Source organism: Pseudomonas sp. Irchel 3H3 (assembly GCF_900187635.1).
Taxonomy (GTDB): Bacteria; Pseudomonadota; Gammaproteobacteria; order Pseudomonadales; family Pseudomonadaceae; genus Aquipseudomonas.
This window is the reverse complement of sequence record NZ_FYEC01000005.1, coordinates 250,922-276,474: the sequence shown is the minus strand read 5'-3', so window position 1 is coordinate 276,474 and position 25,553 is coordinate 250,922. Positions and strand designations below refer to the sequence as shown.

The following is a 25,553-nucleotide window of genomic DNA, read 5'->3' as shown; positions in this document are numbered from 1 at the left end:
GTTCGCGCCAGAAGCCGTCCGGGTTGACAACCGACTGCTGGTACATGGCCTTGTAGGTCGCCTCGTCAGTCAGGGTATTGGCCAGAGCCTCGGGACGAACGGGATACAGAGAAGCCGCACTCATCTTTCTTTACCTCGGTGAAATAGTTGTTTTTGTATGACCCCGTTGTAGCCCGAGGCGGGCCTATAGAACCATTCGACGATGGTAGTAACAAGCCCCTACAAATCGTCCAGATTTCCCGGCGCATAGCCGTACGGACGTCCCAGGTAGCCGATGTTTCGGGGATTGTTACAAGATCTGTCAACAGTGTTTATCAAAAGCGCGGCTATATGAATCCGCGCCCCACGCCTAAAATCCGCCTCGCCAACTCGGCAATGTGATTAACCCAGTTGCAGCCCCCACGAAGGCAGTTAATTCACAGTAATTAAATCCAGATGTATACGCAGCCCCACAAAGGCTGCGTGACCCCTCTCGACCTCAGAAAGGTAAATTTCAAATGAAAGCTTTATTGGTTCTGGCCCTCAGCAGTCTGTGCGTTACCGCCATGGCAGACGAGGTCCCGACTGATGTTGCAGGCAATACAGTAGCGGTAGAGGAATACACTTACTCCACCCACCTGGATATCGCCAAAGTTATCTCCATGAGCGAAATACCCAGTGTTTGCGAAGTTGTGCCAGCGCGCATGGAATATGAAGACTCGAGCGGTCAACGGCATATCCTGCGTTACAGCGTCATGGGCAATGGTTGCTCTAACGGCTGATCCACCCCGCACTTAAAAGTGCTTTCGAATATCGGCCGCAGGAAATCGTTCTTGCGGCAAAAACGCCCGCCGTACCAGATCTGGAGCCTGCGGCCCCACCCTCTACCGCCTGTATTGCTTGAATAGGCCCGAAGGCAGTCACATCTAATAATTCGATTTATTTGAGCATTTATTTGCGCTTTTTAATCAAATTCATCCGAGTAGTATCAGCTTCAACCCCACACAACATCCTCAACACCTCGGAGTCACCACCATGAAAACCCAACTGATCCTCGCCCTGACCCTCTCCGTCCTGGCCGCCAACACCTTCGCCGCCGACGGTTATGACCGCACAATTGCCGCTGATGGTTTTGATCGCACCGGGTCCGCTACCCTCGCCGCTGATGGCTTCGATCGCACCGGTTCCGCCACCCTCGCCGCTGATGGCTTCGATCGCACCGGGTCCGCTACCCTCGCCGCTGATGGCTTCGATCGCACCGGCTCGGCCAACCTCAGCTAAGTGCTGAATCTCTGCTCACAGCCCGGCCTCGGCCGGGCTTAGTTGTTTTTAGCCCGCGATAAAACTGACCCGAACCTTCAGCCCCGCCTGTGCACCGTCGTGCAGGGTGATGTGGGCGAGGTGTGCGCGGCAGATTTCCCCGACAATCGCCAACCCCAGGCCAGACCCTGCGACTTGCTGGTTGCGGCGGTAGAAGCGTTCGAACACCCGGTCACGCTCCTCCAGCGGAATCCCCGGCCCGTCATCTTCAACCTCCAGCACTGCCGGCGCGCTGACGCGCAAGATCACGTTGCCACCTGCTGGCGTGTGGGCCAGGGCGTTGTCCACCAGGTTGCTCAGCAGCTCGTTGAGCAGTGTCGGCTCACCGCGCAACCACACCGGTTCGTCAGCTTCCAACGCCAGGGCAACCCCCCGGGCATGGGCCAGAGGTGCCATGGCCATGCCGAGTTCGCGCGCCAGTTGGCTCAGGTCGAGCAACTGCGCCCCGCCCTCGGCAATCGCCCGCGCGCCATTCTCGACCCGGGCCAGCGACAGCAGTTGATTGGCCAGGTGCGTCAGGCGATCGGTGCCTTGGGCGGCGCTTTCCAGGGTGCTGCGCCAGGTCTGCGGCTCAGTGGCGCGCAAGCCCAGTTCAAGGCGCGCCTTGAGCGCCGCCAGTGGAGTGCGCAACTCATGGGCCGCGTCGGCAATGAATTGCGCCTGGCGCTCGAACTGTCCGCGCAAGCGCTCAGTGAAATGGTTGAGGGCCCGCACCAAAGGCCACAATTCACGCTGTACCTGGACCAACGGCAGCGGCCGCAAGTCATCCGGTTGGCGCTCTTCCACCGCGGTGCGCAAGCGCTCCAGCGGACGCAACGCGGCACTCACGGCAAACCACACCAGGAGCAAGGCGCCTCCGGCGAGCATGCCCAGGCGCAGCAAGGTATCGGCCATCAGGCTGCGGGCCATGCTCACTCGCGCCTCGTCGGTTTCCGCCACGCGGATTTCCGCCATGCCGTTCATGTTCGGTTCGCTCACTGCCTTGAGCAGGCTGACGACCCGCACGTTCTGGCCCAGGTAAGTGGCGTTGTAGAAGCGTGCCAGCGCCGGATAGTCGTCGGTGCGCGGGGTGCCGGGCGGCGGGCCCGGGAGGTTTTCGTAACCGGAAATCAGCTTCTGGTGGATGTCGTTGACCTGGTAATAGATGCGCCCGGCACTGTCGTAGGCGAAGGTGTCCAGCGCCACGTACGGCACATCGGCACTGAGGCTGCCGTCACGCTGGGACAGGCCGGCGGCGATGGTCCGCGCCGAAGCCAGCAAGGTCCGGTCATAGGCGGTGTCGGCCGCTTCCCGGCCATTCCAGTAGGCGCTCAGGCCGCTGGCGATCATCAGCACCACCAGCAACAGCGCGAGGTTGCCCAGCAACCCCCAGCGCAGACTCCTGGGCTTATGCATCACGGCTTTCCAACAGGTAGCCCAACCCCCTGAACGTGACGATGGCCACTGAGTGCCCGTCGAGTTTCTTGCGCAGGCGGTGCACGTAGATTTCGATGGCGTCGGGGCTGGCCTCCTCGTCGAGACCGAACACTTGGGAGGCCAATTGCTCCTTGCTCATCACCCGCCCAGGACGGGCAATCAGCGCCTCGAGCACGGCCTGCTCGCGGGAGGTCAGGGTCAGCAGTTCGTCACCGAGGCTGAAGCGCCGGGTGTCGAGGTCATACACCAGCCCCCCGCAACGCTGCTGGCGTTCGCCACCCAACACGCTGCGGCGCAGCAGAGCCTTGACCCGCGCTTCAAGCTCGGTCAATTCGAAGGGTTTGGCCAGGTAGTCGTCGGCACCGAGGTTGAGCCCATGGACCCGATCCTTGACGTCGCTGCGGGCGGTCAGCATCAGCACCGGGAGGTTTTTGCCACGGCTGCGCAAGCGCGCCAGTACTTCAAAACCGTCCATGCGCGGCAGGCCCACATCGAGGATCGCCACCGCGTAGTCCTCGCTGCTCAAGGCCAGGTCGGCCGCCACCCCATCGTGCAGCACATCCACGGTCAGCCCTGTGCTCTTGAGCGCCTGGGCGACACTTTCGGCCAGCTGCAGATGGTCTTCGACGAGAAGCACGCGCATGGATCTTTACCTCAGGTGGGGATGGTCGACGCCATTCTTCGGCGCGGAGTTTACAGCCGCATCCGCCGCTGTGAAGCCCGTAACCGGTGAAAGTATTCTGAAAGGTTAGCGAAAGGTTGGCCCGTTAGAGTCCAGCCACGGACAGTTTCGACTGCCGTGTCCTTGAGAGTAGTGAACGAAAAACGCCCCGATGCGTTTTCGCCCCAATAAGAACAATAAATGGAGTGCTTCACGATGCTGTCTACGCAGCCCCAGGCTTACCTGCCTGTTCGTTTTTCCCGCCTTGGTACCACCGCCCTTGCCAGTGCCGCCGCCCTAGCCGGCTTTACGCCTGCCAGTCATGCCGCCTTCTTCGAAGACAGCAGCGCGACCCTGGAAACCCGCAACATGTACTTCAACCGCGACTTTCGCAGTGGCACCAGCGCCCAGCAATCCAAGCGTGACGAGTGGGCCCAGGGCTTCATGCTCAACCTCGAGTCGGGTTACACCGACGGCACCGTAGGGTTCGGGGTCGACGCGCTGGGGATGCTCGGGATCAAGCTCGACTCCAGCCCCGACCGTACCGGTACTGGCCTGTTGCCGACCCATGACGACGGGCGCGCGGCCGACGAATATTCCAAGCTAGGCCTCACCGGCAAGGTGAAGATCTCCGCCACCGAGCTGAAGATCGGCAGCCTGATTCCCGAGTTGCCGATCCTCAAGGCCAACGACGGACGCATCCTGCCCCAGACCTTCGAAGGCGGCCTGCTGACTTCCAAGGAGATCAAGAACCTGACCTTCACCGGCGGGCGCCTGGACAAAGCCAAGGACCGCGACAGCACCAACTTCGAAGACGTCGCCCTGAACAACAAGAACAGCCGTTTCGCCGGCACCGTCGCTGGCAGCCATTTCGATTTCGGCGGCCTGGACTACAAGTTCACCGACAAGATCACCGCCAGCTACCACTTCGCTCAATTGGGTGAGGTCTACAACCAGCACTTCCTCGGTTTGCTGGCATCACAGCCGGCAGGTCCGGGGACGTTCGCCGCCGACCTGCGCCTGGCAGTCAGCGACGATTCCGGCCAGGCCCGCGGCGGCAAGATCGACAACAACTCCCTCAACGGCCTGTTGAGCTACGCCTTGAGCGGGCATAAATTCAGCGCCGGTTACCAGCACATGTCGGGCGACAGCGCCTTCCCCTATGTCGACGGCTCCGATCCCTACCTGGTCAACTTCGTGCAGATCAACGACTTCGCCGGCGCCGAAGAACGCTCCTGGCAGGCCCGTTACGATTACGACTTCGCCAAGCTGGGCGTGCCCGGCCTGAGTTTCATGAGCCGTTACCTGAGCGGTGACAACATCAAGCTCAACAATGGCGAGACCGGCAAGGAATGGGAACGCAACACCGAGATCAAGTACGTGGTGCAAAGCGGCGCCCTCAAGGACGTCGCCCTGCGCCTGCGCAATGCCACCTATCGTTCGAACTATTCGGCCCGCGACGCTGATGAAGTGCGGGTGCTGGTGAGCTACAGCGTTGCCCTCTGGTAATGGACTCAAGCCGCAACCGTGCCACTCCAATAACAACTCCTGTGGAGACGACCGATGAATTTTTCGCTGCGTAACCTTGCTCTCGCCGCCAGTTGCCTACTGGTCACCGCCCCCCTGCTCGCCGCCGACAGCACTGAGCCCAAGCGTCCGGAATGCATTGCCCCGGCGTCGCCCGGCGGTGGTTTCGACCTGACCTGCAAGCTGGTGCAGAGCGCGCTGGTCAACGAAAAACTGCTGTCCAAGCCGATGCGCGTGACCTACATGCCCGGCGGTGTCGGCGCCGTGGCGTACAACGCGGTGGTCGCCCAGCGCCCCGCCGATGCCGGGACCCTGGTGGCCTGGTCCAGCGGTTCGTTATTGAACCTGGCCCAGGGCAAGTTCGGCCGTTTTGATGAAAACGCCGTGCGTTGGTTGGCGGCAGTCGGCACCAGCTATGGCGCCATCGCCGTGAAAAACGATTCGCCCTACAAGAACCTCGACGACCTGGTGCAGGCGCTGAAGAAAGACCCGAGCAAAGTGGTAATAGGTTCCGGCGGCACGGTGGGCAGCCAGGATTGGATGCAAACCGCCCTGATCGCCAAGGCTGCCGGGATCAACCCTCGTGACCTGCGGTACGTGGCACTCGAAGGCGGTGGCGAAATTGCCACTGCCCTGCTCGGTGGTCACATCCAGGTCGGCAGTACCGACATCTCCGACTCCATGCCGCACATCCAGAGCGGTGACATGCGCCTGCTCGCCGTGTTCGCCAACGAGCGCCTGGACGAGCCGGAAATGAAGGATATCCCTACCGCCAAGGAGCAAGGCTACGACATCGTCTGGCCGGTGGTGCGCGGCTTCTACCTTGGGCCAAAGGTCAGCGATGCCGAATACGCCTGGTGGAAAAACGCCTTCGACAAACTGCTGGCTTCCGAAGAGTTCGCCAAGCTGCGTGACCAGCGTGAACTGTTCCCGTTCGCCATGACCGGGGTCGAGCTGGACACCTACGTGAAGAAACAGGTCGCGGACTACAAGCTGCTGGCCAAAGAGTTCGGCCTGATCCAGTAATCGCCTCGTTCTCACGGCCACCGCCCTGGCACCAATCGGGGCGTGGCCCAGGAGTTTGTCATGCTGTTACAACGCATTTTTGCTTCGGTGCTGTTGCTGGCCTGCCTGTGCCTGATCCTTATGGCCTGGCCTTACCAGGCGGCCTTTTCCTACGAACCAATCGGACCACGCGCCTTCCCCCTGCTGATGCTGGGGCTGATGGCGCTGGGGCTGATCTACATGGTGTACCGGCCCTCACCGATCAAGCACAGCGAAGAAGACCCGCCACTGGACCGCGAGACCCTGAGCAAGATCGGCCGCTGCGTGCTGTTGCTGCTGGTGTTCGCCGGGCTCTTCGAGCCCCTGGGGTTCATCCTCAGCAGCATCCTGGTGGGTATCCCGATGGCGCGCCTGTATGGCGGACGCTGGCTGCCCGGCACGCTGATCATCTGCCTGCTGAGCGTGGGTCTGTACCTGTTGTTCGACAAAGTCATGGACGTGCCGCTGCCCCTGGGCCTGCTCGACGTCCTGGAGAACTGATATGGATACTCTTGGTTATTTGAGCCATGGTTTTGGGGTTGCCCTGACGCCCTACAACCTGGTCACGGCGTTGAGCGGAACCTTGATCGGGACCGTCGTCGGCCTGCTGCCGGGGCTGGGTCCGATCAACGGCGTGGCCCTGTTGATTCCCATCGCCTTCGCCCTGGGCCTGCCACCGGAGTCGGCGCTGATTCTGTTGGCGGCGGTATACCTGGGATGCGAGTACGGCGGGCGGATCAGCTCGATCCTGCTGAACATTCCCGGCGAAGCCTCAACCGTCATGACCACCCTCGACGGCTACCCGATGGCCCGCCAGGGCATGGCCGGGGTGGCCTTGTCGTTGTCGGCCTGGAGCTCGTTCATCGGCGCGTTCATTGCGACCTGCGGCATGGTGGTGTTTGCGCCGATACTGGCCAAGTGGGCAATCGCCTTCGGCCCAGCGGAATATTTCGTACTGATGGTATTCGCGATTGTCTGCCTGGGCGGCATGGCCGGCGACCGGCCGCTGAAAACCTTTATCGCGGCCCTGATCGGCCTGTTCCTGTCCACGGTCGGCATCGACGCCAACAGCGGCGTGTACCGCTTCACCGGGGACAACATCCACCTCACCGACGGCATTCAATTCGTGGTGCTGGTGCTGGGCCTGTTCTCCATCAGCGAGATCCTGCTGTTGCTGGAGAAAACCCACCGGGGCCAGGAAGCGTTCAAGGCCACCGGGCGCATGATGTTCAACTTCAAGGAAGCCGCCTCGGTGTTCTGGGTGAACATCCGCTGTGGCGTACTGGGTTTCATCATGGGGGTATTGCCGGGTGCCGGTGCAACCCTCGCCAGCGCCGTGGCCTACATGACCGAGAAAAAGATCGCCGGTCCTGGCGGCAAGTTCGGCCAGGGCGACAAGCGCGGCCTGGCGGCACCGGAAACCGCGATTGGCGCCGAAGCCTGTGGCGCCCTGGTACCGATGCTGACCCTCGGGGTCCCGGGCTCGGGCACCACGGCGGTGATGATCGGCGCCCTGTCGCTGTACAACATCACCCCAGGCCCGCTGTTGTTCCAGCAGCAGCCTGACATCGTCTGGGGCCTGATTGCCTCGCTGTTCATCGCCAACGTCATGCTGGTGATCCTCAACATCCCGATGATCCGCATCTTCACCCGCATCCTCGCCGTGCCGAACTGGGCGCTGGTGCCCATGATCGCGATCATTACCGCGATCGGTGTCTACGCGGTGCACGCCACCACCTTCGACCTGTTCCTGATGATCGGCATCGGCATCTTCGGCTATATCCTGCGCAAGTTGGACTTCCCGTTGTCGCCCGTCCTGCTGGGCTTCATCCTCGGCGGCCTGATGGAGCAGAACCTGCGTCGTGCGCTGTCGATTTCCAACGGTTCGCTGGAGATCCTCTGGTCGAGCGGGATCACCAACACCGTGTGGGCGCTGATCGTGCTGATGCTGCTGGTGCCGATCCTGCGCATCTGGCGCAAGCGCGCCGTGGCCCGTCGCGCAATTGCCGATGTCTGATCGCCGGTCCTGGAAAACCTGGTGGGGAACACCGCTGGTCGGTCTGCTGGGCGGTTACCTCGCCAGTCAGATCGGCTGGCCGCTGCCGTGGATGGTCGGCTCGTTGCTGGCGATCATCCTGGTACGCTGCCTGACCCCCTGGCAATTGGCCGAGATCCCGGGCGGACGCAAGTGCGGCCAGTGGATCGTCGGCATCGGCATTGGCCTGCACTTTACTCCCGTGGTGATGGAGCAGGTCATGAGTCATTTCGGGCTGATCTTCTTCGGCGCGCTGGTGACCAGTCTTTCGGCCGTGGTCGGGGTCTGGCTGCTGCGGCGCACCGGCGAGGATCGCGCCACCGCATTTTTCTCCAGCATGCCGGGCGGGTCCGGTGAAATGGTCAACCTCGGCGCTCGCAACGGCGCCGTACTGAGCCGAGTGGCGGCCGGGCAAAGCCTGCGGGTGCTGGTGGTGGTGCTGTGTGTGCCAGCCGCCTTCAAGTACCTGCTGGGCGAAGGCGTGCCGGCCTTGCATCCGACCAGCGTCGACTGGCGCTGGCTGGCCCTGCTGTTCCCGGCGGGCGCGCTGTGTGCCTGGCTCTGGCAGCGCTTGCGCCAACCCAATCCGTGGCTGTTCGGTCCCTTGCTGGTGAGTGCCGCCGTGAGTATCAGCCTGGACCTGCACATCGGCCTGCCCGATGGCGGCAGCCAGGTCGGTCAATGGCTGATCGGCAGTGGCCTGGGCTGTCACTTCAACCGGCAGTTCTTCCGCCGCGCGCCCTCCTTCATGGGCCGCACCCTGATCGGCACGGCACTGACCATGCTGATCGCCACCCTGGCCGCGTTGTGCCTGAGCGCCCTGACCCAGTTGGACCTGCGCTCATTGACCCTGGGCATGATGCCCGGCGGCATCGCTGAAATGAGCCTGACCGCCGAAACCCTGCAACTGTCGGTGCCACTGGTGACCGCGATGCAGGTGATGCGCTTGCTGTTCGTGCTGTTTCTGGCCGAACCGTTGTTCCGGCACTGGGACCGGCAGCCGGATTCAGAGCAGTAGACCGTGTCGCGCCCGATCGGGCGCGCGGGGTTATGGCGTCAGACTGGCGGCAATCGCCATTCGATCGGCGTCTCGCCATTCTGCTCAAGGTACTTGTTGGTACGACTGAAGTGCCCACAGCCGAGGAAGCCGCGATAGGCAGACAGTGGCGAGGGGTGCACCGAGGTCAACACCAGGTGCTTGGTGGCGTCGATCAGTTTCTGTTTGCTCTGCGCATGGGCGCCCCACAGCAGAAACACCAGGTGGGGCTGATGCTCGCTCACCACTTCGATTATCCGGTCAGTAAAGAACTGCCAGCCTTTGCCCGCATGGGCGTTGGCATTGGCCCGCTCTACGGTCATGGTGGTGTTGATCATCAGCACGCCCTGGTCGGCCCAGCTTTGCAGGCAGCCGTGACTGGGGATGTCGATGTTCAGGTCGCGTTTCAATTCCTTATAGATGTTGACCAGCGACGGCGGCGCCGGCACGCCCGGCTGCACCGAGAAACACAGGCCATGGGCCTGGCCTGGCCCGTGGTAGGGGTCCTGGCCGAGGATCACCACCTTGACCTTGTCCAACGGCGTGGAGTTGAGCGCGTTGAAAATCATCGGGCCGGGTGGATAGATCTCCTTGCCTGCCGCACGTTCCTGTTGCAGGAAGTTGCGCAACTCTGCCATGTAGGGCTGGTCGAATTCGGCACGCAGTGCCTCCTTCCAGCTCGGTTCGAGTTTGATACGGTCGTCAGCAGTCATGGTTACATCCGGCAAAAACAATGGGGCGAACCCTAGGAAAGCCCGTCACGCTTGTCAATTGATCTGACGCAGATCCGGCACTTTCCTGCACAACGCTCATAATGAACCCTTGAATCCGCAATCGAGGTCACGATGAATCTGCACTTCGAAGAACTCACCGGCACAGATGGCGCACGCATCGGCATCGCCAGCCTGGATGCCGAAAGCACCCTCAATGCCCTGTCCCTGCCGATGATCCGCGCCCTGACCGAGCAATTGGACAGCTGGGCCAAAGAACCGCAGGTGGTCTGCGTCCTGCTGCGCGGCAACGGCACCAAGGCATTTTGCGCCGGCGGCGAAGTGCGCAGCCTGGCCCAGGCCTGTCGCACCCAACCCGGCGAAGTACCGCCGCTGGCCGCGCAATTTTTCGCTGCGGAATACCGCCTGGATTTCCGCCTGCACACCTACCCCAAGCCGCTGATCTGCTGGGGCCATGGTTATGTGCTCGGCGGTGGCATGGGCTTGTTGCAGGGCGCGAGCACCCGCATCGTCACCCCCAGCAGCCGCCTGGCCATGCCCGAGATCAGTATCGGCCTGTACCCGGATGTCGGCGCCAGTTGGTTCCTCTCGCGCCTGCCCGGCAAGCTGGGGCTGTTCCTCGGTTTGACCGGCGCCCAGATAAACGCCCGTGATGCCCTCGACCTGGATCTGGCTGACCGCTTCCTGCTCGATGAGCAGCAGGAGCAATTGATCGAAGGCCTGCTGCAACTCAATTGGCAGGAGCAGACCGCGATGCAACTCAACAGCCTGTTCAAAGCCCTGCAGCAAGAAGCCATCGAGCAAATGCCCGAGGCGCAATGGTTGCCGCGCCGCCAGCAGATCGACGAGCTGCTGGACGTCAGCGATGTGCGCTGTGCCTGGCGCGCCATCAGCCTATTGCGTGATCACCCTGACCTGCTGCTGGCCCGCGCCGCGAAAAACCTGCACGACGGCTGCCCGTTGACCGCCCATCTGGTCTGGGAGCAGATTCAGCGCGCCCGCCACCTGTCATTGGCCGCAGTGTTCCAGATGGAATACACCCTGAGCCTCAATTGCTGCCGCCATCCGGAGTTCAGCGAGGGTGTCAGGGCGCGCCTGATCGACAAGGACCACAAACCTCGCTGGCACTGGCCGGACGTCAATACGATCCCCCAGGCGGTGGTCGATGCGCACTTTCACAAGGCCTGGGAAGGCCGGCACCCGCTGGCGGACCTGTCGGACTACTGAATCCCCGGGCACAAAAAAGCGGCGCTGGATGCGCCGCTTGCCGGTTGCCGGATCTAACGGTTGCGCCCGCCGCGCTCACCACGACCATTGTGCTCGCCATGCCGATCACCACGTCGATCGCCGCGCCGGTCAGCGTGATCGCGCCCGCCCCGCCCACCCTGTTCCCAGCGCTGGTTGCTCTGGCCGTAGTTATTGCCCCACCCCTGGTTGCGATGACCGTCCCAGCCATGGCTGGGGGTTGGGCGGTAGGCCCGGGACGGGGCCTGGTAATAACGGGGTGAAGGTTGGTAGTAACGCGGCGCCGCCTGGTAATAACGCGCCGAAGGGTAATACCGCGAGGGCTGCGAGTAGTAACTGCGTGGGTAGGAATAATAAGAACCGCCCCCGTAGTAGACCGGCGCCGGCGAAGAATAGATGTCTGAACGGTAGTAGCTGGAACCTCCGTCGTAATAAGGAACGCACGCGGCAAGACTCAAACTCATCGAAGTAATCAGAACAAGTCGGCGATACATGGCGGCCTCCTGGACCGCTAAAGAGCCACACCAGCGACGCGGGCGGGCATCAGCCAAATAATCTGCCTGACGTGATATCTGACAGCGAATTGACAATCTGGTGCGCAGCGGCAACAGATTGATACATGTCATTCGTCGACTGGCTTGCCGCGTAACGGCGCAAATGCCCGCGTCATTTCCCCTAAGTCCCACTAGAATGCTCTGACTCAACATCGATCAACGGACTCGTCATGCCGCTTCGCTCTGCGCTGTTTTCGCAACGTTCGTTGGTCCTCACCTTGATCGCCCTGCTGGGTGCCGGCTTCCTGGCCACTTCCCTGCTCAGTTACTACGCCTCGCGCGCCTCGATTCGCGACAGCATCGTCAACACCGAACTGCCGCTGACCTCCGACACCGTCTACTCGGAGATCCAGAAAGACCTGGTCCGGCCAATCCTGATTTCCTCGATGATGTCGCGCGACACCTTCCTGCGCGACTGGGTGGTGGCCGGCGAGCGCGATCCCGGGCAAATGACCCGTTACCTCAACGAGGTCATGACCCACTACGGCGCCTACACCGCCTTCTTCGTCTCCAACAACAGCCTGACCTACTACCAGGCCAAGGGCGTGCTGAAAAAAGTCAGCCTTAGCGAACCGCGCGACACCTGGTACTTCCGCGTCCGCGACATGGCCCCGCCCTACGAGATCAACGTGGACGTGGACATGGCCAACCAGGACAGCCTGACCTTCTTCATCAACTACAAGGTCTACGACTACCAGGACAACTTCATTGGCGCGGCGGGCGTCGGCCTGACCGTCGATGCCGTGATCAAGCTGATCGACACCTACCAGCAGCGTTACCAGCGCAGCGTGTATTTCGTCGACACCGAGGGTCGCATCGTCCTCACCGGTGCCGACGGCGGCCCGCAAGGCGCGCGGGTCGGCACGGCGCTGAGCGAGCTGGACAGCATGCGCGATCTTCTGGCCACGCTGCCCAAACCCCACAGCGGCAGCTACGAATATATGACCCAAGGCCAGGGGCATTTCCTCAACGTACGGTTTATCCCGGAACTGAACTGGTACCTGTTCGTCGACAAACGTGAAGGCAGCGCCCTGCACGAGGTGCGTCAGTCGCTGTACCTGAACCTGCTGATCTGCCTGATCGTCACCCTGAGCGTGCTGGCCCTGCTCCATCGGGTGATCACGCGTTTCCAGGGCCGCATCGAAGCCCAGGCCACCCTCGACAGCCTCACCGGCCTGCCCAACCGCCGCGGCTTCGACCTGCTGGCAGCGCAAGCCATGCAGGAAGCCCAGCGCGAACCCAAGCCGCTGACCGCCTTGCTGCTGGACCTGGACCATTTCAAGCGCCTGAACGACAGCCATGGTCACCTCGCCGGCGACCTGGTGCTGGCCGGTTTCGCCCGTGACCTGGAAAGCTGCCTGCGCCAGTCCGACATCGTCTGTCGCTGGGGTGGCGAGGAGTTCATCGTGTTGCTCAAGGACACCGACGCCAGCACCGGCCTGAAGATCGCCGAGAAAATTCGCCAGATGATCGAGCGCAAGCACTACCCCTATGAAGGCAAATCCCTGCAAATTACCCTGAGCATCGGCTTGACCACCCTGCAGCCGGATGACACCTTGCACGACCTGCTGTCGCGCGCCGACCAGGCGATGTATCGAGCCAAACAACTTGGCCGCAACCGGACCTGTACCCAGATGCCTCACTCCAGCTATGCATAAACCCGACCTCTGCCCGGCCTGCGGCGCCAGCAACGCTTGCAGCCTGGCCGACCCGCGCACCGCCCAGCACAGTTGCTGGTGCTACACCGTGACCATCGACCCGGCGGTGCTGGCGGCCTTGCCCGCCGAACTGCGCGACCTGTCGTGCCTGTGCCCCGGCTGCGCCCAGGTCGAGGCACAACTGCAGGCAAACGGCGGCTGTGTCGCGTAAGATGCGCGCCCCTTGCCGACCTGCCGACTCCCATGCGCGTTGACCGTTTCCTCAGCAACTTGCCGCGTTTCAACCGCCAACAGGTGCGCCTGGCGCTGGTCGAGCGGCGGATCAAGGTCGACGGGCAGATCGTCAGCGACCCGCACACCGAGGTGCGCGAGTTCAGCCGCGTCGAATGCGACGACGAGGTGCTGCAAGCCGGCAAGGCCGCGCGCTACTTCATGCTGCACAAACCCGCCGGTTGCATCAGTGCCACCCGTGACCCCGAGCACCCGACCGTCCTCGACCTGATCCATGAACCCGACAAGCTCGACCTGCACATCGCCGGCCGCCTGGATTTCAACACCACCGGCTTGATGCTGATCACCAACGACGGCAACTGGTCACGCCGCCTGACCCAACCACAGACCAAGCTGGCGAAGATCTACTACGTCGAAACCGAGCAATTGATTACGCCCCAGTACGCCGAAACCTTTGCCCGCGGCCTGTACTTCGCCTTCGAAGACCTCACCACCCAACCCGCCGACCTGCAGTTGCTGGCGCCCCGGGCTGCGCGCCTGGCCATCATCGAGGGCCGCTACCACCAGGTGAAACGGATGTTCGGCCACTTCGACAACAAGGTCATGCGTTTGCATCGCGAACAGATGGGCCCGTTGACGCTGGACAGCTGCTTGAAACCGGGCGAATACCGCCCACTGAGCGCTGCCGAGATCGCCTTGATCTGATTGCGCGACCGCCGGGCAGACATTGTCGAACAATTCGCCAACGGCACTTGCGCGATAGCCAGCACCCTGCTTGAATCAAACCGTCGGCCGAAATGTGACCGCCAAGTCATACCATACCTCTAAGAAACTTTTTGTCGGTTGAGCGCCTCCCGTCTCCACCTCTCCCGACAGACTGCCCGCCTATAACAACACCCGTCGACCAGACATTAACGGATCGACATGGGCCCTCACCTTCCAGGCGTATGCCTACCTGTCATAAAGCCCGTGCACACTCAGCTGCGCGCCTACACGCTTGCCAGGAGTCTTACGACATGAGGCCAGAAATCGCTGTGCTGGACATACAAGGTCAGTATCGGGTCTACACGGAGTTCTATCGCGCAGATGCCGCAGAGAAGACCATCATTTTGGTCAACGGCTCGATGGCCACCACGGCGTCGTTTGCACAGACCGTGAAAAACCTCCATCCACAGTTCAACGTGGTGCTCTACGACCAACCCTACGCGGGCCGGTCAAAAGCCCACAACCAGCATGAAAAAATGCTCACCAAGGAAGTCGAGGGGCAGATCCTCCTGGAGCTGATCGACCACTTCGCCGCCGAGCACGTGATGTCATTTTCGTGGGGTGGCGCCGCCACGATGATCGCCCTCGCGCATCGCCCGCGACGCATCGAAAAGGCCGTGATCAGCTCGTTCTCGCCAGTGATCAACGAACCGATGCGCGACTACCTGGAGCGGGGTGTCGACTACCTCGGCAACCTTGATCGCGACCGTGTCGGGCACCTGGTCAACGACACCATCGGCAAGCACTTGCCGTCGTTGTTCAAGCGCTTCAACTACCGCCACGTCAGCACCCTGGCCGAACATGAATACGGGCAGATGCACTTTCACATCAGCCACGTGCTCAACAGCGACCGCCTGTGCTACCTCAAGGCCGCCAAGCAGATCGATGTGCCCGTACTGTTCATGAACGGTGAATGGGACGAGTACACCGCCGCCAGCGATGCCCGGTTGTTTGGCAACCACGTGCAACACAGCACCTTCAGCACCATCCAGGCCACCGGGCACTTTCTCGACATGGAGCACAAAGCCGCCTGCAGAGACAGCCGCGAGGTACTGCTGGGCTTCCTGAAACCGGCGCCCCACGAAGGCCGGACGCGTTCCCACGTAACCCAGGACCACCATGCACTGGCCATTTGAAACAGCGTCCTCGCGAGCAGCCTCGCCACCTTAGGTAATCCCCTACCTTTAGGAGCAGGCTTGCCCGCGACAGACCGCGCCTTGCGTGTAATAAAACTGCGTAAATGCAGATCCAGCAAAGAAAAACTTCAAATCCGTCGCCACATCTGGTACAAAGTCAGCCGTTCCGAGCGGGTGTCGTATAATGGCATTACTCCAGCTTCCCAAGCTGATAACGAGGGTTCGATTCCCTTCACCCGCTCCACTAATTTCAGTCTTGCGCCAGGTAGCTACCTGACGGGAGACGACAAAAAACCGGTCCACAGTGACCGGTTTTTTTATGCCTGCAATTCCGTAGGGCCCCGCACAAAAGCGTCCTGCACCATCGCGCAATACTTTCGCCGGTAACGTGCCTTCCCGTTTCAGCAGCGGTTCCTACACTGATCTCAACCACTCATCACCTGACCCATGCGAATTGGTGGTTATAGTGTTGATAAGACCAATCCAGTAGGTATAGTAACCACCTACACAGCACAGGGACGTGATGTGAACAGTCGATATTTGATCAGCCAAATCGTTGCAGACGGCTGGTATCTGGTGCGGGTCCGGGGCAGTCACCATCATTTCAAACATCCAACCAAACCTGGATTGGTGACGGTTCCGCACCCGAAGAAGGATCTGCTGACCAAGACGGCAGTGAGCATCCTGCAACAGGCCCTGTTGTCATGAGTTGACGCACTAAAACCAGAGGACAATCAACATGCTTTATCCAATTGCCATTTCAGAAGGCGATGAGCAGCACGCCTGGGGCGTGGAAGTGCCGGATATTCCGGGGTGCTTCTCGGCCGGTGATGACCTGGACGATGCCATCGCCATGGCACGTGAAGCCATCGAGGGGCACTTCGAGATCCTGGCCGAGGACGGTTCGGCGATTCCGCCGGCCAGCAAGGTGACCCATCATGCGCGCAACCCGCAATATGCCGGCGTGACCTGGGCCTTGGTCGACATCGACGTCAGCAAATACCTGGGCAAGGCGCAGAAACTCAACATCACCCTGCCCGCCTATCTGCTGACTCGCATCGACGAATACGTGCTGCACCACCCGGAAGAAAAAAGCCGCTCCGGCTTTCTGGCCTCGGCGGCGTTGAAGGTGTTGCAGCAGGCTTGATCCCGTTAGCGCGTAGCGACGATGAACAGTCGCGGGAACGGCAATAGCACCGAGCCGTTGGCCAGTACCGGGAAGTAGGGTTCGATGGCTTCCAGGTACTGCGCCAGGTATTGGGCTTGCTCCACCTCGTTCAGTTGCTGCAGAAACGGCCGCAGGCCGCTGCCCTTGAACCACTCGACCACCGCCGCCGGACCGCCCGCCAGCGGGTGGTGGTAGGTGGTGCGCCACACATCCACCCGTGCGCTGCAGGTACACAGCATCTGGTAATACGTATTGGCGTCGTCCAGTGTCGTGCGCTGCCCGGCGACCTGGGCCAACTTGTCTGCCCAAGGGCCATTGGCCGCGACTTCGCGCATCATCCGATGGGGCGGCTGTTCGAGGTTGTCCGGCATCTGGATCGCCAGGCTGCCGCCTACCGTGAGCTTGTCGACCAGCGCGGGCAACAGCGTGGCATGCTCGGGCAACCACTGCAGCACTGCGTTGGCGAAGATCACGTCGAACGGCCCGGGTTCGTTCCAGGCGCCAATATCGCTGGTATCGAAACGCACGCCCGGCAGGCGTTTGCGGGCGGCGTCGATCATGTCGGCGGAGCTGTCGATACCGCGTACCGCGGCACCGGCAAAACGCTGTACCAGCAACTCGGTGGAGTTGCCCGGGCCGCAGCCGATGTCGATCACCGAACGTGCATCAACCGCGGGGATCGCGGCCAATAAGTCACGCGCCGGGCGGGTGCGCTCATCTTCGAATGCCACATACTGTTGGGCAGACCAGCTCATCGCATACTCCTATAACCAATCAGGATGGGAGCGCCACGCTAGACTGTGCGTTTCGCTCGTGGGGCGCCAGTAAGCGACGAGCCTGGGGACTGCGTCAAGACGCGGTCACGGGTTGAAACATCTGCCCCACCTGCATAGGTCGATTGAGCATAGATACCCGAAAGCGCAGCGCTCCTGTTTGGCGCAAGCCCATTTGCATCAGTTAATATCTGTCACTTCCCTGAACCTACCTGCATGAAGGGCATCCAAAAGAGCGGAGCAACCAGCCTCACCCTACTTGCCCCCGAATTGAACCTCCCGTTTAACACAACCGCTCTGACGGAGAGTTCTTCAGCATCCCGTCAGCCTCAGCCGTGGAAACTACACCGGCCACTGACTACGTCTTACCTGATACGCGGAATCCACCCCATGCACGTGTCATCTGCCGCTTTACGTCCGTTGGTTTTTTTAGCCTGTATTTTCGGATTTTCCATTACCGCATCGGCCTCTGCGCCAGTGGCAGTCACCCCAAGCGATATTGCCTGGTTACGCCGTGACGGCTTTGGCCTGGACACCGCCAACCTCGATCGCTTGCGTACCATGGGACGCGAAGGCCTGCTCAATGCTCAACTGGCTGATCGGATCAACGACCCCCTGCCACCCGCGATCAACGCATTGCTGCAAAGCTACCCCGCGCTGAACACACCCCCGCAATCCTTGCTGTTGAGCTTGAAAAGCAAACAGGAACAGTTCAGGGCCATGCAGGAAGGTGAGGACAAAAACGCCTTCAGAAAAGACATTCAACAATATCTCAACGACCACGCCGAGCAGTCACGCCAGGCCGTATTGCTGCACGCGGTGTATGGCCCCAATCAGCTCAAGGAACAGTTGGTGGTGTTCTGGCTCAACCACTTCAGTGTCTTCCAGGCCAAGGGGCGTGTGCGAATGCTAACGGCCGACTACGCCGAAAATTCGATCCGTCCTCACGCGCTGGGCAAGTTCAAAGACCTGGTGATGGCCACCCTCAAAAGTCCGGCGATGCTTGAGTACCTGGACAATGCACAAAATGCCCGGGGCAAGGTCAACGAAAACTACGCTCGCGAACTCATGGAGCTGCACACCTTGGGTGTAGGCTCAGGTTATACCCAACAGGACGTGCAGCAGTTGGCGCTGATCCTGACGGGCGCCGGGCTAACTCCACTGGATGGCAGGGTCCAGAAATTCGGCCCCCGGCAACAAGGCAGCCTGGTGCGCGAGGGGATGTTCGAGTTCAACCCCGCACGCCACGACTTCACCGACAAAATGCTCCTAGGGCAACCGATCAAAGGCAGTGGCTTTGAGGAAATTCGCCATGCAGTAGAACTGATTACCCGCCAGGAGGCCTGTGCGCAGTTTATCTCGAGGCGCCTGGCTCAGTATTTTGTCGCGGATCAACCGTCACCGGCCTTGGTGGCGAGGATGACCAGGACCTTCCTGGACAGTGACGGTGATATCGCCCAGGTAATGCGCACCCTGTTCGAATCAAGCGAGTTGCTGCAAAACGCCGGGACCCGCTTCAAGGATCCGATGCAATTTGTGGTTTCGGCCGTGCGCCTGGCCTATGACGGCAAACCCCTCGCCAACGTCCAGCCTATGAGTAACTGGCTGAACCAACTGGGCCAGCCACTGTTCGGGCGTGTGACACCCGATGGCTGGCCGCTGGCGTCGAGTGCGTGGTCGAGCTCGGGACAGATGGTCAAACGCTTCGAAATAGCCCGTGCAATCGGGCGGGGCGACAATCGCCTGTTCACCCCGCCAGGTAGCAAACAACCCGGCCCCGGCTTCCCGTTGATCACCACCCCATTGTTCTACGAAACCATCTCGCCGTACCTATCAGCCGTTACCCGAACCGCGCTGGACAAGGCAGTTTCACAGCAGGAATGGAATACTTTTCTACTAGCCTCGCCTGACTTCAATAACCGATAAGTCACGCGATGAGGAGTTGTCATGAATCGTCGAGAACTGCTGATCGCTGCTACGGCAGCCATCGCCCTGCCCTCCTTGCCGTTTTCCGCAAAACTGTTTGCCGCCCCCCGGTCGGCACCACGCTTTTTGATCGTATTTCTGCGCGGCGGCTACGATTGCAACAACCTGCTAGTGCCATATGCCAGCGACTTTTACCATGAGTCACGCCCCACGCTGGCGATTGCCCGACCCGACGTTCACAACCCTCTCAGCGCCATTGCGCTCGACGGCCAATGGGGACTGAATCCGGTGTTACGCGATTCGATCTACCCACTGTGGCAACGCAAAGAAATCGCTTTCGTCCCTTTCGCTGGTACTGATGACTTGTCCCGCAGTCACTTCGAGACCCAGGACAACATTGAATCGGGTGAACCAACTCATCAGCGCAGTCGCTATGACTCAGGCTTCCTCGCACGCCTCTCGCATCAGTTGCCCAACAGCGCCCCGATTGCTTTTACCGATGCCTTGCCGCTTAGTTTTCAAGGTGCTGGAAGCATTCCCAACCTCTCGCTGCGCGGGGCAAACAAGTCGGCATTCGACGACCGGCAGTCGGCGATTCTTTCCGCCATGTACAAAAACACCCCCTTTGCGGCCTCCGCCGCCGAAGGCCTGGAATTGCGCCAACAAGTGTCCAGGGAGTTGCAGGAAGAAATGCTCGAGGCCAATCGGGGCGCACCCAACGCACAGAGTTTCGCAGCCCAGACCCAGCGTATGGCGAAACTGATGCGCAACGAATACCGACTGGGTTTTGTCGACATCGGAGGCTGGGACACGCACGTCAACCAAGGCAGCACCAGTGGCCCGCTAGCCAGCAGTCTCGCGAACCTTGGCGAAGGGCTCGTAGCCTATGCCCAGGCACTGGGGGATGAGTGGAAGAACACCACCGTGGTGGTGGTGTCCGAATTTGGCCGCACCTTTCGTGAGAACGGCGCCAAGGGTACCGACCATGGGCATGGCACGGTGTATTGGGTACTCGGTGGTAGCGTACGCGGTGGGCGGATCGCGGGTGAACAGGTGGCAGTCAACCAACAGAGCCTGCTGCAGAATCGTGATTATCCGGTACTCAACAACTATCGAAACCTGCTGGGAGGATTGCTGAGCCAAACCTGGGGCCTATCGGCGTCCCAACTGCAGGCGGTATTCCCCGGCGCTCGCCCGGACGCATTGCAGTTGCTTTGAGCCCTTTCGAACGCGGACTTCGCCTGCCGGCTCACCACCGTAAAAAAGCAATTCCTGCGCACCGTCGCGGTCTGAACTTCAGGTCCATCCCTTAGAAGGTAAACGGCAATGAAATTCGCGAAGGTGTCACAGAAGCTGGCGTTGTGGGCCGGGAGTCCGCGGACGTTCCTGTTGGCCATTGTGCTGATTGTTGCCTGGGCACTGACCGGGCCGCTGTTTGATTTCAACGATACCTGGCAATTGATCGTCAACACCTCGACCACCATCATCACCTTCCTGATGGTGTTCCTGATCCAGAACACGCAGAACCGGGACACCGACATCCTGCACCTGAAGATCGACGAATTGCTGCGGGTGACCAAAGATGCGCAAAACGCCATGCTTGGCCTCGAAGCACTCGATCTCATGCAACTCGAAGCCCTGAGAAAGCAGTACCGCAGCCTGGGTGAAGGTGAGTCGATTGTGCTAGAGGGTACGCCTGCTGCCGACGGGCAGCAGCAGGACTTGAATCAATGCTGAAGCCGGTCAACGACTGGCTTGCAGGGCCCTGGCCATTTGCAGGTGTTGTTCGAGCTTGGGCAGGGTCTCTTCGGCGAATGCCTTGAGCTCGGGCACGTCGGTGGTCCGGGCCTCCTGCTGCAATTGCTCGATGGCCTGCTCGGTGGTTTTTACCTGGCTGGCGGCATAGGCCGAGTCGAAGGACTCGCCATCCGCGACGGCGGGTATCAGGGTCTTGGCCTTGTTCATCACCTCTTCCCGAGGGGCGACGGGCAGGTCGAGCTTCTTGGCGATTTTCGCCAGGTGCTGGTTAGCCGTGGTGCGGTCGTTGATCACCACGATGGTGTAGTCCTTGACCGCCTTGGACTCGGTCTTCTGGTGTGCCAGGCGGCTGGCTTCGATGTCCGCCATGCCTTTGGCCGAGGCGTCGTTGATGAAGTCGGCCGGCGACTGGGCAAAAGCGCTGCTGGCGCCAAGGCTCAGCAACACGGCAAAGCTGATGGTCGATAATCGGCTGGCCACAGGTTTCATGGTCGCGCCCTCCTTGAACAGACAAATGAATGCAACGGTACGTCCCGCCTGTCATTCGAAGGCCAAAGCGCGCAAAGGTTTAAAAAAGCTGTCCAAACATCGACGAGTGGTGCCCCGGCTCACGCCCGGTCCAGGCGTCCACTCAGGCGCTTGGCGGCATACATGGCTTCATCGGCGTGCTTGAACAGCTGCTTTTCCTCGAGACCGTGCTCCGGGTACAGGGCCACGCCAATGCTCGGCAGAATGCTCAGGTTGTGGCTGTCCAGCCGGATGGGCTGGCCCAGCACCTGGCGAATTTTCAGTGCCACCCGCGCCGCGTCTTCTGCGGCCTGGATACTGTCGAGCAGTACCACAAACTCATCGCCACCAATCCGCGCGACGGTATCGCTCTCGCGCACGCAACCTTGCAGCCGATTGGCCACGGCTTGCAGCAGCATGTCGCCGATGCCGTGGCCGTAGGTATCGTTGACCTGCTTGAAATGGTCCAGGTCCACGTACAGCAGGGCCATGCGCCCGTTGTCCCGGCGGGCCTTGAGCAAGGCTGCGCTCAGGCGCTCGCGGAGTAATTCGCGATTGGGCAGGCGAGTCAGGTAGTCATGCTGCGCCATGTACTGCAGGCGACTGTGCAATTGCCGGCGCTCGATCGCTGCCGCCACCTGGGCGCAGACGTATTGCAGCAGCTCCTTGTCGCGTTCGGTGTAGCGCTCGCCGCCAGGCATGCTCTTGACGATCAGCGCCCCGATGGTGCCCCGTTGCGAATTGAGCGGCACCCCCAGCCAGCAAGGGCAATCCTGCGCGTCGATCAGCCCGGCCAGTCCCGGCAAGGCAAACGGCTGGTCGGGGGTCAGCAGCACCGGCTGCCCGCTACGGACCACTTCGGCACACAGCCGGCCAGTCACGCTGAACTCGGGATCACGCTCGTGATCGTCGACGTGGTACGGGAAGTTCAGTTGCTCGCAGTGCTCATCGTACAGCGCCACCGAGAAATTCAACGCCGGCAGCCATTCGCCGATCAGTTGGTGAATGCGCTTGAACAAGGCCAGCAGATCCTCGGCGGCATGGGCCGCTTCAGAAATCGCATAGAGCGCAGCCTGGCGCGATTCGGCCTGTTTGCGTTCGGTGATGTCGCGGGCCACGGCGATGCGCAACTGGTCGACCTCGGACCAGCGCGCCGACCAGAGGATATGCACCACCTGGCCATCCTTGCGCAGGTAGCGATTCTCGAAGTTCGGGTTGGGTTTGCCGCGCATGATTTCCCGGGCGGCGTCCAGGGTCCGCTCGCGATCGGCCGGGTGCACCATTTCGATCATCGGCTGGCCAATCAGCTCATCCGGGGTGTAGCCGAACACTTGTTCGCAGGACGCGCTGACAAACACGAACCGTCCCTGTCCGTCGACGGCACAGACGACGTCGAGCAGCAGATCGATGTAGCTGGCCAATGGCGCGGAGTTTGCGGTGCTCATCGTGGATGGATACTGTCAAAAAATACCGCCGTGAGTAGCTATCCATGGACCTGGCCTGCGCGCTACACCGCGCTGGCCTCAAGCCGCTGCCGCAGCCCTGCAAGCAGCCTCAACTCTTGTTGGCCAGCAACCCCGGCACCGCGTGCAGCAAGGCATTGATGGCGAAACCGATGAACATTACCCCGCAAATCCGGGTAATAGCCAGCTCATGGCGCTGATACAACGTGCGCACCCGACGAGCGCCCACAATCCCAATCAGAATAGCGTATGCCAAAACGCCACCAAGGAAGCTCAGAAAGATCAACCAGGGCAGCATCGACCACTGCAGCAACTCGGCGCGACTGGACAACAGGGCGGTAAAGGTCGCCACCGCCACCGGATAAGCCTTGGGGTTGGTCAGGCCAAACATGATCCCGTGCCAGAACGGTTGCCGCGCCGCGCCCTGAGGTGCGTCGCCGCTGCTGCGACGGCTGCGGATCGCCCGCATGCCCAGCCAGAACAGGTACAGGCCGCTGAGCACGCCGAGCACATCAAAGGCACTGCTGCCAATTTCCCGCGCGCCGACGATGGCAATCAATGCGGTGCTGCACCAGACCACATCCCCTAACAGGTGCCCACACAGAAAACCCGCCCCGGCCCGCCGCCCGCGGGCTGCGCCAATGCCAAACACCGCGAGCACGCCCGGGCCCGGGGTGATGCCGTAGATAAAACCGGAGGCAAGGACGGCCAGCAATAAAGATGAGGTCATGCGGTAAAGCTCCATGTCGGGCTGCCAGGCCCTATCGTCAGACTGCGGTGGGCTTTTGTATCACAAGGTTTTGCGATGACTGTAACCATAAATGTGCAGAGCCGCATGACTGCAGGTCATGCCTGGCGTTGGCCCGGCTTACACGCCCTGCAGCTCTTTGGGCACCACGTACTGGCGCCCGTCGTAACGCAAAGTCGTCGACACCGTATTGCCCACGACGTCCTTGGACTGGCAATCATCTTTGCCCACGCTGCTCTGCGTGTCGGTGGTCACCGATCTGACAATCAGGTCGGCGAAGCCGTGGCTGCTGGTCTTGGCCAGGTCCAGGGTGCGTTTGGTGTGGCTGAATTCGCCGGTGCAGTTGGTATCCCATTCACCATTGCTGGATTCGATCACCAACTGCTCGAGCACCGGACGCAAGGTGTTGCCTTCGCGCACGTACAGCGACAGCACCGCCTGTTCGAACGGATTGGCTCGCGATGAACCGGTGAAGCCGGCACGTACGCCGAATGCGCGCAGGTCGGAGGTGAGTTTGTAGCGGGCGGTGTCGATGCTCAGGCCATCGAAGCGCACGGCGTCGGAGCTGTACACCGAGGCCTGGGCGTAACGGGCCAGGGGCTTGCCATCGATGTTGGAGACCACCGCCAGTTTCAGGTCGTACATGCCGGTGCCATCGGGGGCATCGCTCAAGGTCGGGTCCGGCTCGATCTGCGACAGCGCGGTAATGGTCTGGCCATCGTAGGCCGGCCAGTCCTTGCACACCGAGTACCCCGGCACGCCCTCGGGCAGCGGCGGCTGTGCGCACGCGCCATAGGCCTGGGTCGCGCCCAGCGCGCCACTCATTGCCACACATCCCAGCCAGCGGTATTTCAAGGTCATTCCGTGTTCCTTGTGTCCATCGAAGTGAAAAACTCAGCCGTGCACTATCGCCTGAGCGATCTGCCGATTCAACCAGTTCAACGCCTGGTCACCGCCCCGACGCACATGCCAGGCCAGGACGAAGTTGAACGAGGGGATAGGAAATGGCGGTGGCACAACGCTTAACTGCGGTTGATCGACACCCTGCAAGCCGCGGGCCGCCACGGTGAGAATCAGGTCGGTACCGGCGATCAACTGCGGGGCCACGCTCCAGTGCGGCAGGCTGACTGCCACGTGGCGACGCTGGCCAATGGCGGTCAGCGCCCGCTCGATCTCCGGGGTGCCGCTGCCGCGCATCTCCAGCAATACGTGGGGCCGGGCCAGGTCAGTCGGTAAATCCAGCACGCCACTGGCCGGCAAACGCCGGGCGTCCACCAGGCACACGAACTGCTCTTCGAACAGCGGCGTGCAGCGCAGCTCATGGGGCAGTTCGGGAAAGACCCCGGCCGCCAGGTCGATGTCGCCGTTGAGCACGCCTTCCAGCATGCCTTCGCGACTCGCGTGGCTGATCTGCAGGTCGATCCCCGGCGCCTCCTGGCGCAAGCGCGCGATCAAGCCGGGCAAGACAATCGCCGCGCCGTAGTCGGACATCGCCAGGCGGAACCGGCGCTTGGCCGAGGCTGGGTCAAAGGTATTGGGCGCCAGCAAGGCCTGGACACTGGCCAGTGCTTCAGTCAGGGGCGCCATCAGTTCCTGCGCGCGCGCAGTGGCGACCAGGCCGGCACCGGCGCGCACCAGCAGCGGATCGCCGAGCATCTCGCGCAGGCGCGCCAGGGCATGGCTGACAGCCGGTTGGCTGAGGTGCAGGCGCTCGGCCGCACGGGTCACGTGCTGCTCGCTGAGCAAGGCGTCGAGGACCACCAGCAGGTTCAAATCGATACGGCGCAGATCATTCATCTGATGCATGTTCTGGATGATTAATCGGAATTTCAATCTGCGCGACGAATGACCTAGAGTCCAGTAAAACCTCTT

Annotated in this window: 28 protein-coding genes and 1 tRNA gene; 18 read left to right on the top strand and 11 right to left on the bottom strand. The window is 61.4% G+C overall.

Features of this window, described 5'->3' with window-relative positions:
* Positions 1-124 (bottom strand): hypothetical protein (locus CKW24_RS28365; RefSeq protein ID WP_256585430.1); only part of this gene is annotated, 124 nt, incomplete at its 3' end.
* Between the two features lie 373 nt (positions 125-497).
* On the opposite strand from CKW24_RS28365, the gene CKW24_RS08905 reads away from it, so the two are divergent.
* Together CKW24_RS08905 and CKW24_RS08900 are read left to right on the top strand one after the other, a co-directional pair.
* Complete coding sequence (locus CKW24_RS08905; RefSeq protein WP_095167135.1) at positions 498-761, top strand: DUF2790 domain-containing protein; 264 nt, start codon at positions 498-500, stop codon at positions 759-761.
* A 253-nt stretch (positions 762-1,014) separates the two neighbouring features.
* On the top strand, positions 1,015-1,260 hold the full coding sequence (locus CKW24_RS08900) for a hypothetical protein (protein WP_095167133.1): 246 nt from the start codon (positions 1,015-1,017) through the stop codon (positions 1,258-1,260).
* A gap of 48 nt (positions 1,261-1,308) precedes the next feature.
* Here CKW24_RS08900 and CKW24_RS08895 read toward each other — a convergent pair whose 3' ends face one another.
* Together CKW24_RS08895 and CKW24_RS08890 are read right to left on the bottom strand one after the other, a co-directional pair.
* Positions 1,309-2,694, bottom strand: a complete 1,386-nt coding sequence (locus CKW24_RS08895) for a sensor histidine kinase (RefSeq protein WP_095167131.1) — start codon at positions 2,692-2,694, stop codon at positions 1,309-1,311.
* Positions 2,687-3,358 (bottom strand): response regulator, encoded by a 672-nt coding sequence (locus CKW24_RS08890; RefSeq protein WP_095167129.1) that lies wholly within the window; start codon positions 3,356-3,358, stop codon positions 2,687-2,689. Before CKW24_RS08890 ends, CKW24_RS08895 begins: the two co-directional genes overlap by 8 nt.
* 234 nt (positions 3,359-3,592) lie before the next feature.
* Between CKW24_RS08890 and CKW24_RS08885 the strand changes: the two genes are divergently transcribed.
* From CKW24_RS08885 to CKW24_RS08865, 5 genes are read left to right on the top strand one after another with little or no spacing between them, the layout of a single operon-like run.
* On the top strand, positions 3,593-4,885 hold the full coding sequence (locus tag CKW24_RS08885; protein ID WP_095167128.1) for an OprD family porin: 1,293 nt from the start codon (positions 3,593-3,595) through the stop codon (positions 4,883-4,885).
* Between the two features lie 54 nt (positions 4,886-4,939).
* Positions 4,940-5,929: a tripartite tricarboxylate transporter substrate binding protein gene (locus tag CKW24_RS08880; RefSeq protein WP_095167127.1), complete on the top strand. Its 990-nt coding sequence runs from the start codon at positions 4,940-4,942 to the stop codon at positions 5,927-5,929.
* A gap of 60 nt (positions 5,930-5,989) precedes the next feature.
* Positions 5,990-6,448, top strand: a complete 459-nt coding sequence (locus tag CKW24_RS08875; RefSeq protein ID WP_095167125.1) for a tripartite tricarboxylate transporter TctB family protein — start codon at positions 5,990-5,992, stop codon at positions 6,446-6,448.
* Between the two features lies 1 nt (position 6,449).
* Positions 6,450-7,964: a tripartite tricarboxylate transporter permease gene (locus CKW24_RS08870; RefSeq protein ID WP_095167123.1), complete on the top strand. Its 1,515-nt coding sequence runs from the start codon at positions 6,450-6,452 to the stop codon at positions 7,962-7,964.
* Complete coding sequence (locus CKW24_RS08865; protein ID WP_095167121.1) at positions 7,957-9,000, top strand: AbrB family transcriptional regulator; 1,044 nt, start codon at positions 7,957-7,959, stop codon at positions 8,998-9,000. Before CKW24_RS08870 ends, CKW24_RS08865 begins: the two co-directional genes overlap by 8 nt.
* Before the next feature lie 38 nt (positions 9,001-9,038).
* Here CKW24_RS08865 and ung read toward each other — a convergent pair whose 3' ends face one another.
* Entirely contained in the window at positions 9,039-9,731 is a 693-nt protein-coding gene (gene ung / locus CKW24_RS08860) for a uracil-DNA glycosylase (protein WP_095167119.1), read from the bottom strand.
* 132 nt (positions 9,732-9,863) lie between these two features.
* Between ung and CKW24_RS08855 the strand changes: the two genes are divergently transcribed.
* Positions 9,864-10,976 carry an enoyl-CoA hydratase/isomerase family protein gene (locus CKW24_RS08855; protein ID WP_095167117.1) on the top strand — a complete coding sequence of 371 codons (1,113 nt, stop codon included), beginning with the start codon at positions 9,864-9,866 and terminating at the stop codon, positions 10,974-10,976.
* 53 nt (positions 10,977-11,029) lie between these two features.
* Here CKW24_RS08855 and CKW24_RS08850 read toward each other — a convergent pair whose 3' ends face one another.
* The gene (locus CKW24_RS08850; protein WP_095167115.1) at positions 11,030-11,488 is read right to left on the bottom strand and encodes a hypothetical protein; all 459 of its coding nucleotides are present in this window, start codon (positions 11,486-11,488) and stop codon (positions 11,030-11,032) included.
* 230 nt (positions 11,489-11,718) lie between these two features.
* Between CKW24_RS08850 and CKW24_RS08845 the strand changes: the two genes are divergently transcribed.
* From CKW24_RS08845 to CKW24_RS08815, 7 genes are all read left to right on the top strand, one after another.
* The gene (locus CKW24_RS08845; protein WP_095167113.1) at positions 11,719-13,206 is read left to right on the top strand and encodes a sensor domain-containing diguanylate cyclase; all 1,488 of its coding nucleotides are present in this window, start codon (positions 11,719-11,721) and stop codon (positions 13,204-13,206) included.
* Positions 13,199-13,417 (top strand): cysteine-rich CWC family protein, encoded by a 219-nt coding sequence (locus CKW24_RS08840; protein WP_095167111.1) that lies wholly within the window; start codon positions 13,199-13,201, stop codon positions 13,415-13,417. The genes CKW24_RS08845 and CKW24_RS08840 overlap by 8 nt, the downstream gene beginning before the upstream one ends.
* Before the next feature lie 32 nt (positions 13,418-13,449).
* Positions 13,450-14,142: a pseudouridine synthase gene (locus tag CKW24_RS08835; RefSeq protein WP_095167109.1), complete on the top strand. Its 693-nt coding sequence runs from the start codon at positions 13,450-13,452 to the stop codon at positions 14,140-14,142.
* A 311-nt stretch (positions 14,143-14,453) separates the two neighbouring features.
* Complete coding sequence (locus CKW24_RS08830; protein WP_095167107.1) at positions 14,454-15,338, top strand: alpha/beta fold hydrolase; 885 nt, start codon at positions 14,454-14,456, stop codon at positions 15,336-15,338.
* Positions 15,339-15,508: 170 nt separating this feature from the next.
* Positions 15,509-15,582: transfer RNA gene (locus CKW24_RS08825), tRNA-Gly, on the top strand.
* A gap of 281 nt (positions 15,583-15,863) precedes the next feature.
* A complete protein-coding gene (locus CKW24_RS08820) occupies positions 15,864-16,046 on the top strand; it encodes a type II toxin-antitoxin system HicA family toxin (protein ID WP_093412936.1) in 183 nt (60 codons plus the stop codon).
* Between the two features lie 31 nt (positions 16,047-16,077).
* Positions 16,078-16,485 (top strand): type II toxin-antitoxin system HicB family antitoxin, encoded by a 408-nt coding sequence (locus CKW24_RS08815; RefSeq protein ID WP_095167105.1) that lies wholly within the window; start codon positions 16,078-16,080, stop codon positions 16,483-16,485.
* 5 nt (positions 16,486-16,490) lie between these two features.
* On the opposite strand, the gene tam is transcribed toward CKW24_RS08815, so the two are convergent.
* A complete protein-coding gene (tam, locus tag CKW24_RS08810; RefSeq protein ID WP_095167103.1) occupies positions 16,491-17,261 on the bottom strand; it encodes a trans-aconitate 2-methyltransferase in 771 nt (256 codons plus the stop codon).
* A 408-nt stretch (positions 17,262-17,669) separates the two neighbouring features.
* Here tam and CKW24_RS08805 point away from each other — a divergent pair, with 408 nt between their 5' ends.
* The 3 genes from CKW24_RS08805 (at position 17,670) to CKW24_RS08795 (ending at position 20,942) form a co-directional block, all read left to right on the top strand.
* The gene (locus CKW24_RS08805; RefSeq protein ID WP_095167101.1) at positions 17,670-19,205 is read left to right on the top strand and encodes a DUF1800 domain-containing protein; all 1,536 of its coding nucleotides are present in this window, start codon (positions 17,670-17,672) and stop codon (positions 19,203-19,205) included.
* 21 nt (positions 19,206-19,226) lie between these two features.
* On the top strand, positions 19,227-20,423 hold the full coding sequence (locus CKW24_RS08800) for a DUF1501 domain-containing protein (RefSeq protein WP_095167099.1): 1,197 nt from the start codon (positions 19,227-19,229) through the stop codon (positions 20,421-20,423).
* Between the two features lie 108 nt (positions 20,424-20,531).
* A complete protein-coding gene (locus CKW24_RS08795) occupies positions 20,532-20,942 on the top strand; it encodes a low affinity iron permease family protein (RefSeq protein WP_095167097.1) in 411 nt (136 codons plus the stop codon).
* 6 nt (positions 20,943-20,948) lie between these two features.
* Here the strand turns inward: CKW24_RS08795 and CKW24_RS08790 are convergent, their stop codons facing one another.
* The 5 genes from CKW24_RS08790 to CKW24_RS08770 form a co-directional block, all read right to left on the bottom strand.
* Complete coding sequence (locus CKW24_RS08790) at positions 20,949-21,452, bottom strand: DUF4142 domain-containing protein (RefSeq protein WP_095167096.1); 504 nt, start codon at positions 21,450-21,452, stop codon at positions 20,949-20,951.
* Positions 21,453-21,571: 119 nt separating this feature from the next.
* Positions 21,572-22,915, bottom strand: a complete 1,344-nt coding sequence (locus CKW24_RS08785; RefSeq protein ID WP_095167094.1) for a bifunctional diguanylate cyclase/phosphodiesterase — start codon at positions 22,913-22,915, stop codon at positions 21,572-21,574.
* Between the two features lie 109 nt (positions 22,916-23,024).
* Complete coding sequence (locus CKW24_RS08780; RefSeq protein WP_095167092.1) at positions 23,025-23,663, bottom strand: LysE family translocator; 639 nt, start codon at positions 23,661-23,663, stop codon at positions 23,025-23,027.
* Positions 23,664-23,801: 138 nt separating this feature from the next.
* On the bottom strand, positions 23,802-24,542 hold the full coding sequence (locus CKW24_RS08775; RefSeq protein WP_095167091.1) for a hypothetical protein: 741 nt from the start codon (positions 24,540-24,542) through the stop codon (positions 23,802-23,804).
* Positions 24,543-24,575: 33 nt separating this feature from the next.
* A complete protein-coding gene (locus CKW24_RS08770) occupies positions 24,576-25,487 on the bottom strand; it encodes a LysR family transcriptional regulator (RefSeq protein WP_177440611.1) in 912 nt (303 codons plus the stop codon).
* Positions 25,488-25,553: the final 66 nt, after the last annotated feature.

What these genes read in the sequence shown, in the direction of transcription:
- CKW24_RS08905 (WP_095167135.1), top strand. Translation starts at nt 498, where the DNA reads ATGAAAGCTTTATTGGTTCTGGCCCTCAGCAGTCTGTGCGTTACCGCC.
- CKW24_RS08900 (WP_095167133.1), top strand. Translation starts at nt 1,015, where the DNA reads ATGAAAACCCAACTGATCCTCGCCCTGACCCTCTCCGTCCTGGCCGCC.
- CKW24_RS08895 (WP_095167131.1), bottom strand. Translation starts at nt 2,694, where the DNA reads ATGCATAAGCCCAGGAGTCTGCGCTGGGGGTTGCTGGGCAACCTCGCG.
- CKW24_RS08890 (WP_095167129.1), bottom strand. Translation starts at nt 3,358, where the DNA reads ATGCGCGTGCTTCTCGTCGAAGACCATCTGCAGCTGGCCGAAAGTGTC.
- CKW24_RS08885 (WP_095167128.1), top strand. Translation starts at nt 3,593, where the DNA reads ATGCTGTCTACGCAGCCCCAGGCTTACCTGCCTGTTCGTTTTTCCCGC.
- CKW24_RS08880 (WP_095167127.1), top strand. Translation starts at nt 4,940, where the DNA reads ATGAATTTTTCGCTGCGTAACCTTGCTCTCGCCGCCAGTTGCCTACTG.
- CKW24_RS08875 (WP_095167125.1), top strand. Translation starts at nt 5,990, where the DNA reads ATGCTGTTACAACGCATTTTTGCTTCGGTGCTGTTGCTGGCCTGCCTG.
- CKW24_RS08870 (WP_095167123.1), top strand. Translation starts at nt 6,450, where the DNA reads ATGGATACTCTTGGTTATTTGAGCCATGGTTTTGGGGTTGCCCTGACG.
- CKW24_RS08865 (WP_095167121.1), top strand. Translation starts at nt 7,957, where the DNA reads ATGTCTGATCGCCGGTCCTGGAAAACCTGGTGGGGAACACCGCTGGTC.
- ung (WP_095167119.1), bottom strand. Translation starts at nt 9,731, where the DNA reads ATGACTGCTGACGACCGTATCAAACTCGAACCGAGCTGGAAGGAGGCA.
- CKW24_RS08855 (WP_095167117.1), top strand. Translation starts at nt 9,864, where the DNA reads ATGAATCTGCACTTCGAAGAACTCACCGGCACAGATGGCGCACGCATC.
- CKW24_RS08850 (WP_095167115.1), bottom strand. Translation starts at nt 11,488, where the DNA reads ATGTATCGCCGACTTGTTCTGATTACTTCGATGAGTTTGAGTCTTGCC.
- CKW24_RS08845 (WP_095167113.1), top strand. Translation starts at nt 11,719, where the DNA reads ATGCCGCTTCGCTCTGCGCTGTTTTCGCAACGTTCGTTGGTCCTCACC.
- CKW24_RS08840 (WP_095167111.1), top strand. Translation starts at nt 13,199, where the DNA reads ATGCATAAACCCGACCTCTGCCCGGCCTGCGGCGCCAGCAACGCTTGC.
- CKW24_RS08835 (WP_095167109.1), top strand. Translation starts at nt 13,450, where the DNA reads ATGCGCGTTGACCGTTTCCTCAGCAACTTGCCGCGTTTCAACCGCCAA.
- CKW24_RS08830 (WP_095167107.1), top strand. Translation starts at nt 14,454, where the DNA reads ATGAGGCCAGAAATCGCTGTGCTGGACATACAAGGTCAGTATCGGGTC.
- CKW24_RS08815 (WP_095167105.1), top strand. Translation starts at nt 16,078, where the DNA reads ATGCTTTATCCAATTGCCATTTCAGAAGGCGATGAGCAGCACGCCTGG.
- tam (WP_095167103.1), bottom strand. Translation starts at nt 17,261, where the DNA reads ATGAGCTGGTCTGCCCAACAGTATGTGGCATTCGAAGATGAGCGCACC.
- CKW24_RS08805 (WP_095167101.1), top strand. Translation starts at nt 17,670, where the DNA reads ATGCACGTGTCATCTGCCGCTTTACGTCCGTTGGTTTTTTTAGCCTGT.
- CKW24_RS08800 (WP_095167099.1), top strand. Translation starts at nt 19,227, where the DNA reads ATGAATCGTCGAGAACTGCTGATCGCTGCTACGGCAGCCATCGCCCTG.
- CKW24_RS08795 (WP_095167097.1), top strand. Translation starts at nt 20,532, where the DNA reads ATGAAATTCGCGAAGGTGTCACAGAAGCTGGCGTTGTGGGCCGGGAGT.
- CKW24_RS08790 (WP_095167096.1), bottom strand. Translation starts at nt 21,452, where the DNA reads ATGAAACCTGTGGCCAGCCGATTATCGACCATCAGCTTTGCCGTGTTG.
- CKW24_RS08785 (WP_095167094.1), bottom strand. Translation starts at nt 22,915, where the DNA reads ATGAGCACCGCAAACTCCGCGCCATTGGCCAGCTACATCGATCTGCTG.
- CKW24_RS08780 (WP_095167092.1), bottom strand. Translation starts at nt 23,663, where the DNA reads ATGACCTCATCTTTATTGCTGGCCGTCCTTGCCTCCGGTTTTATCTAC.
- CKW24_RS08775 (WP_095167091.1), bottom strand. Translation starts at nt 24,542, where the DNA reads ATGACCTTGAAATACCGCTGGCTGGGATGTGTGGCAATGAGTGGCGCG.
- CKW24_RS08770 (WP_177440611.1), bottom strand. Translation starts at nt 25,487, where the DNA reads ATGCATCAGATGAATGATCTGCGCCGTATCGATTTGAACCTGCTGGTG.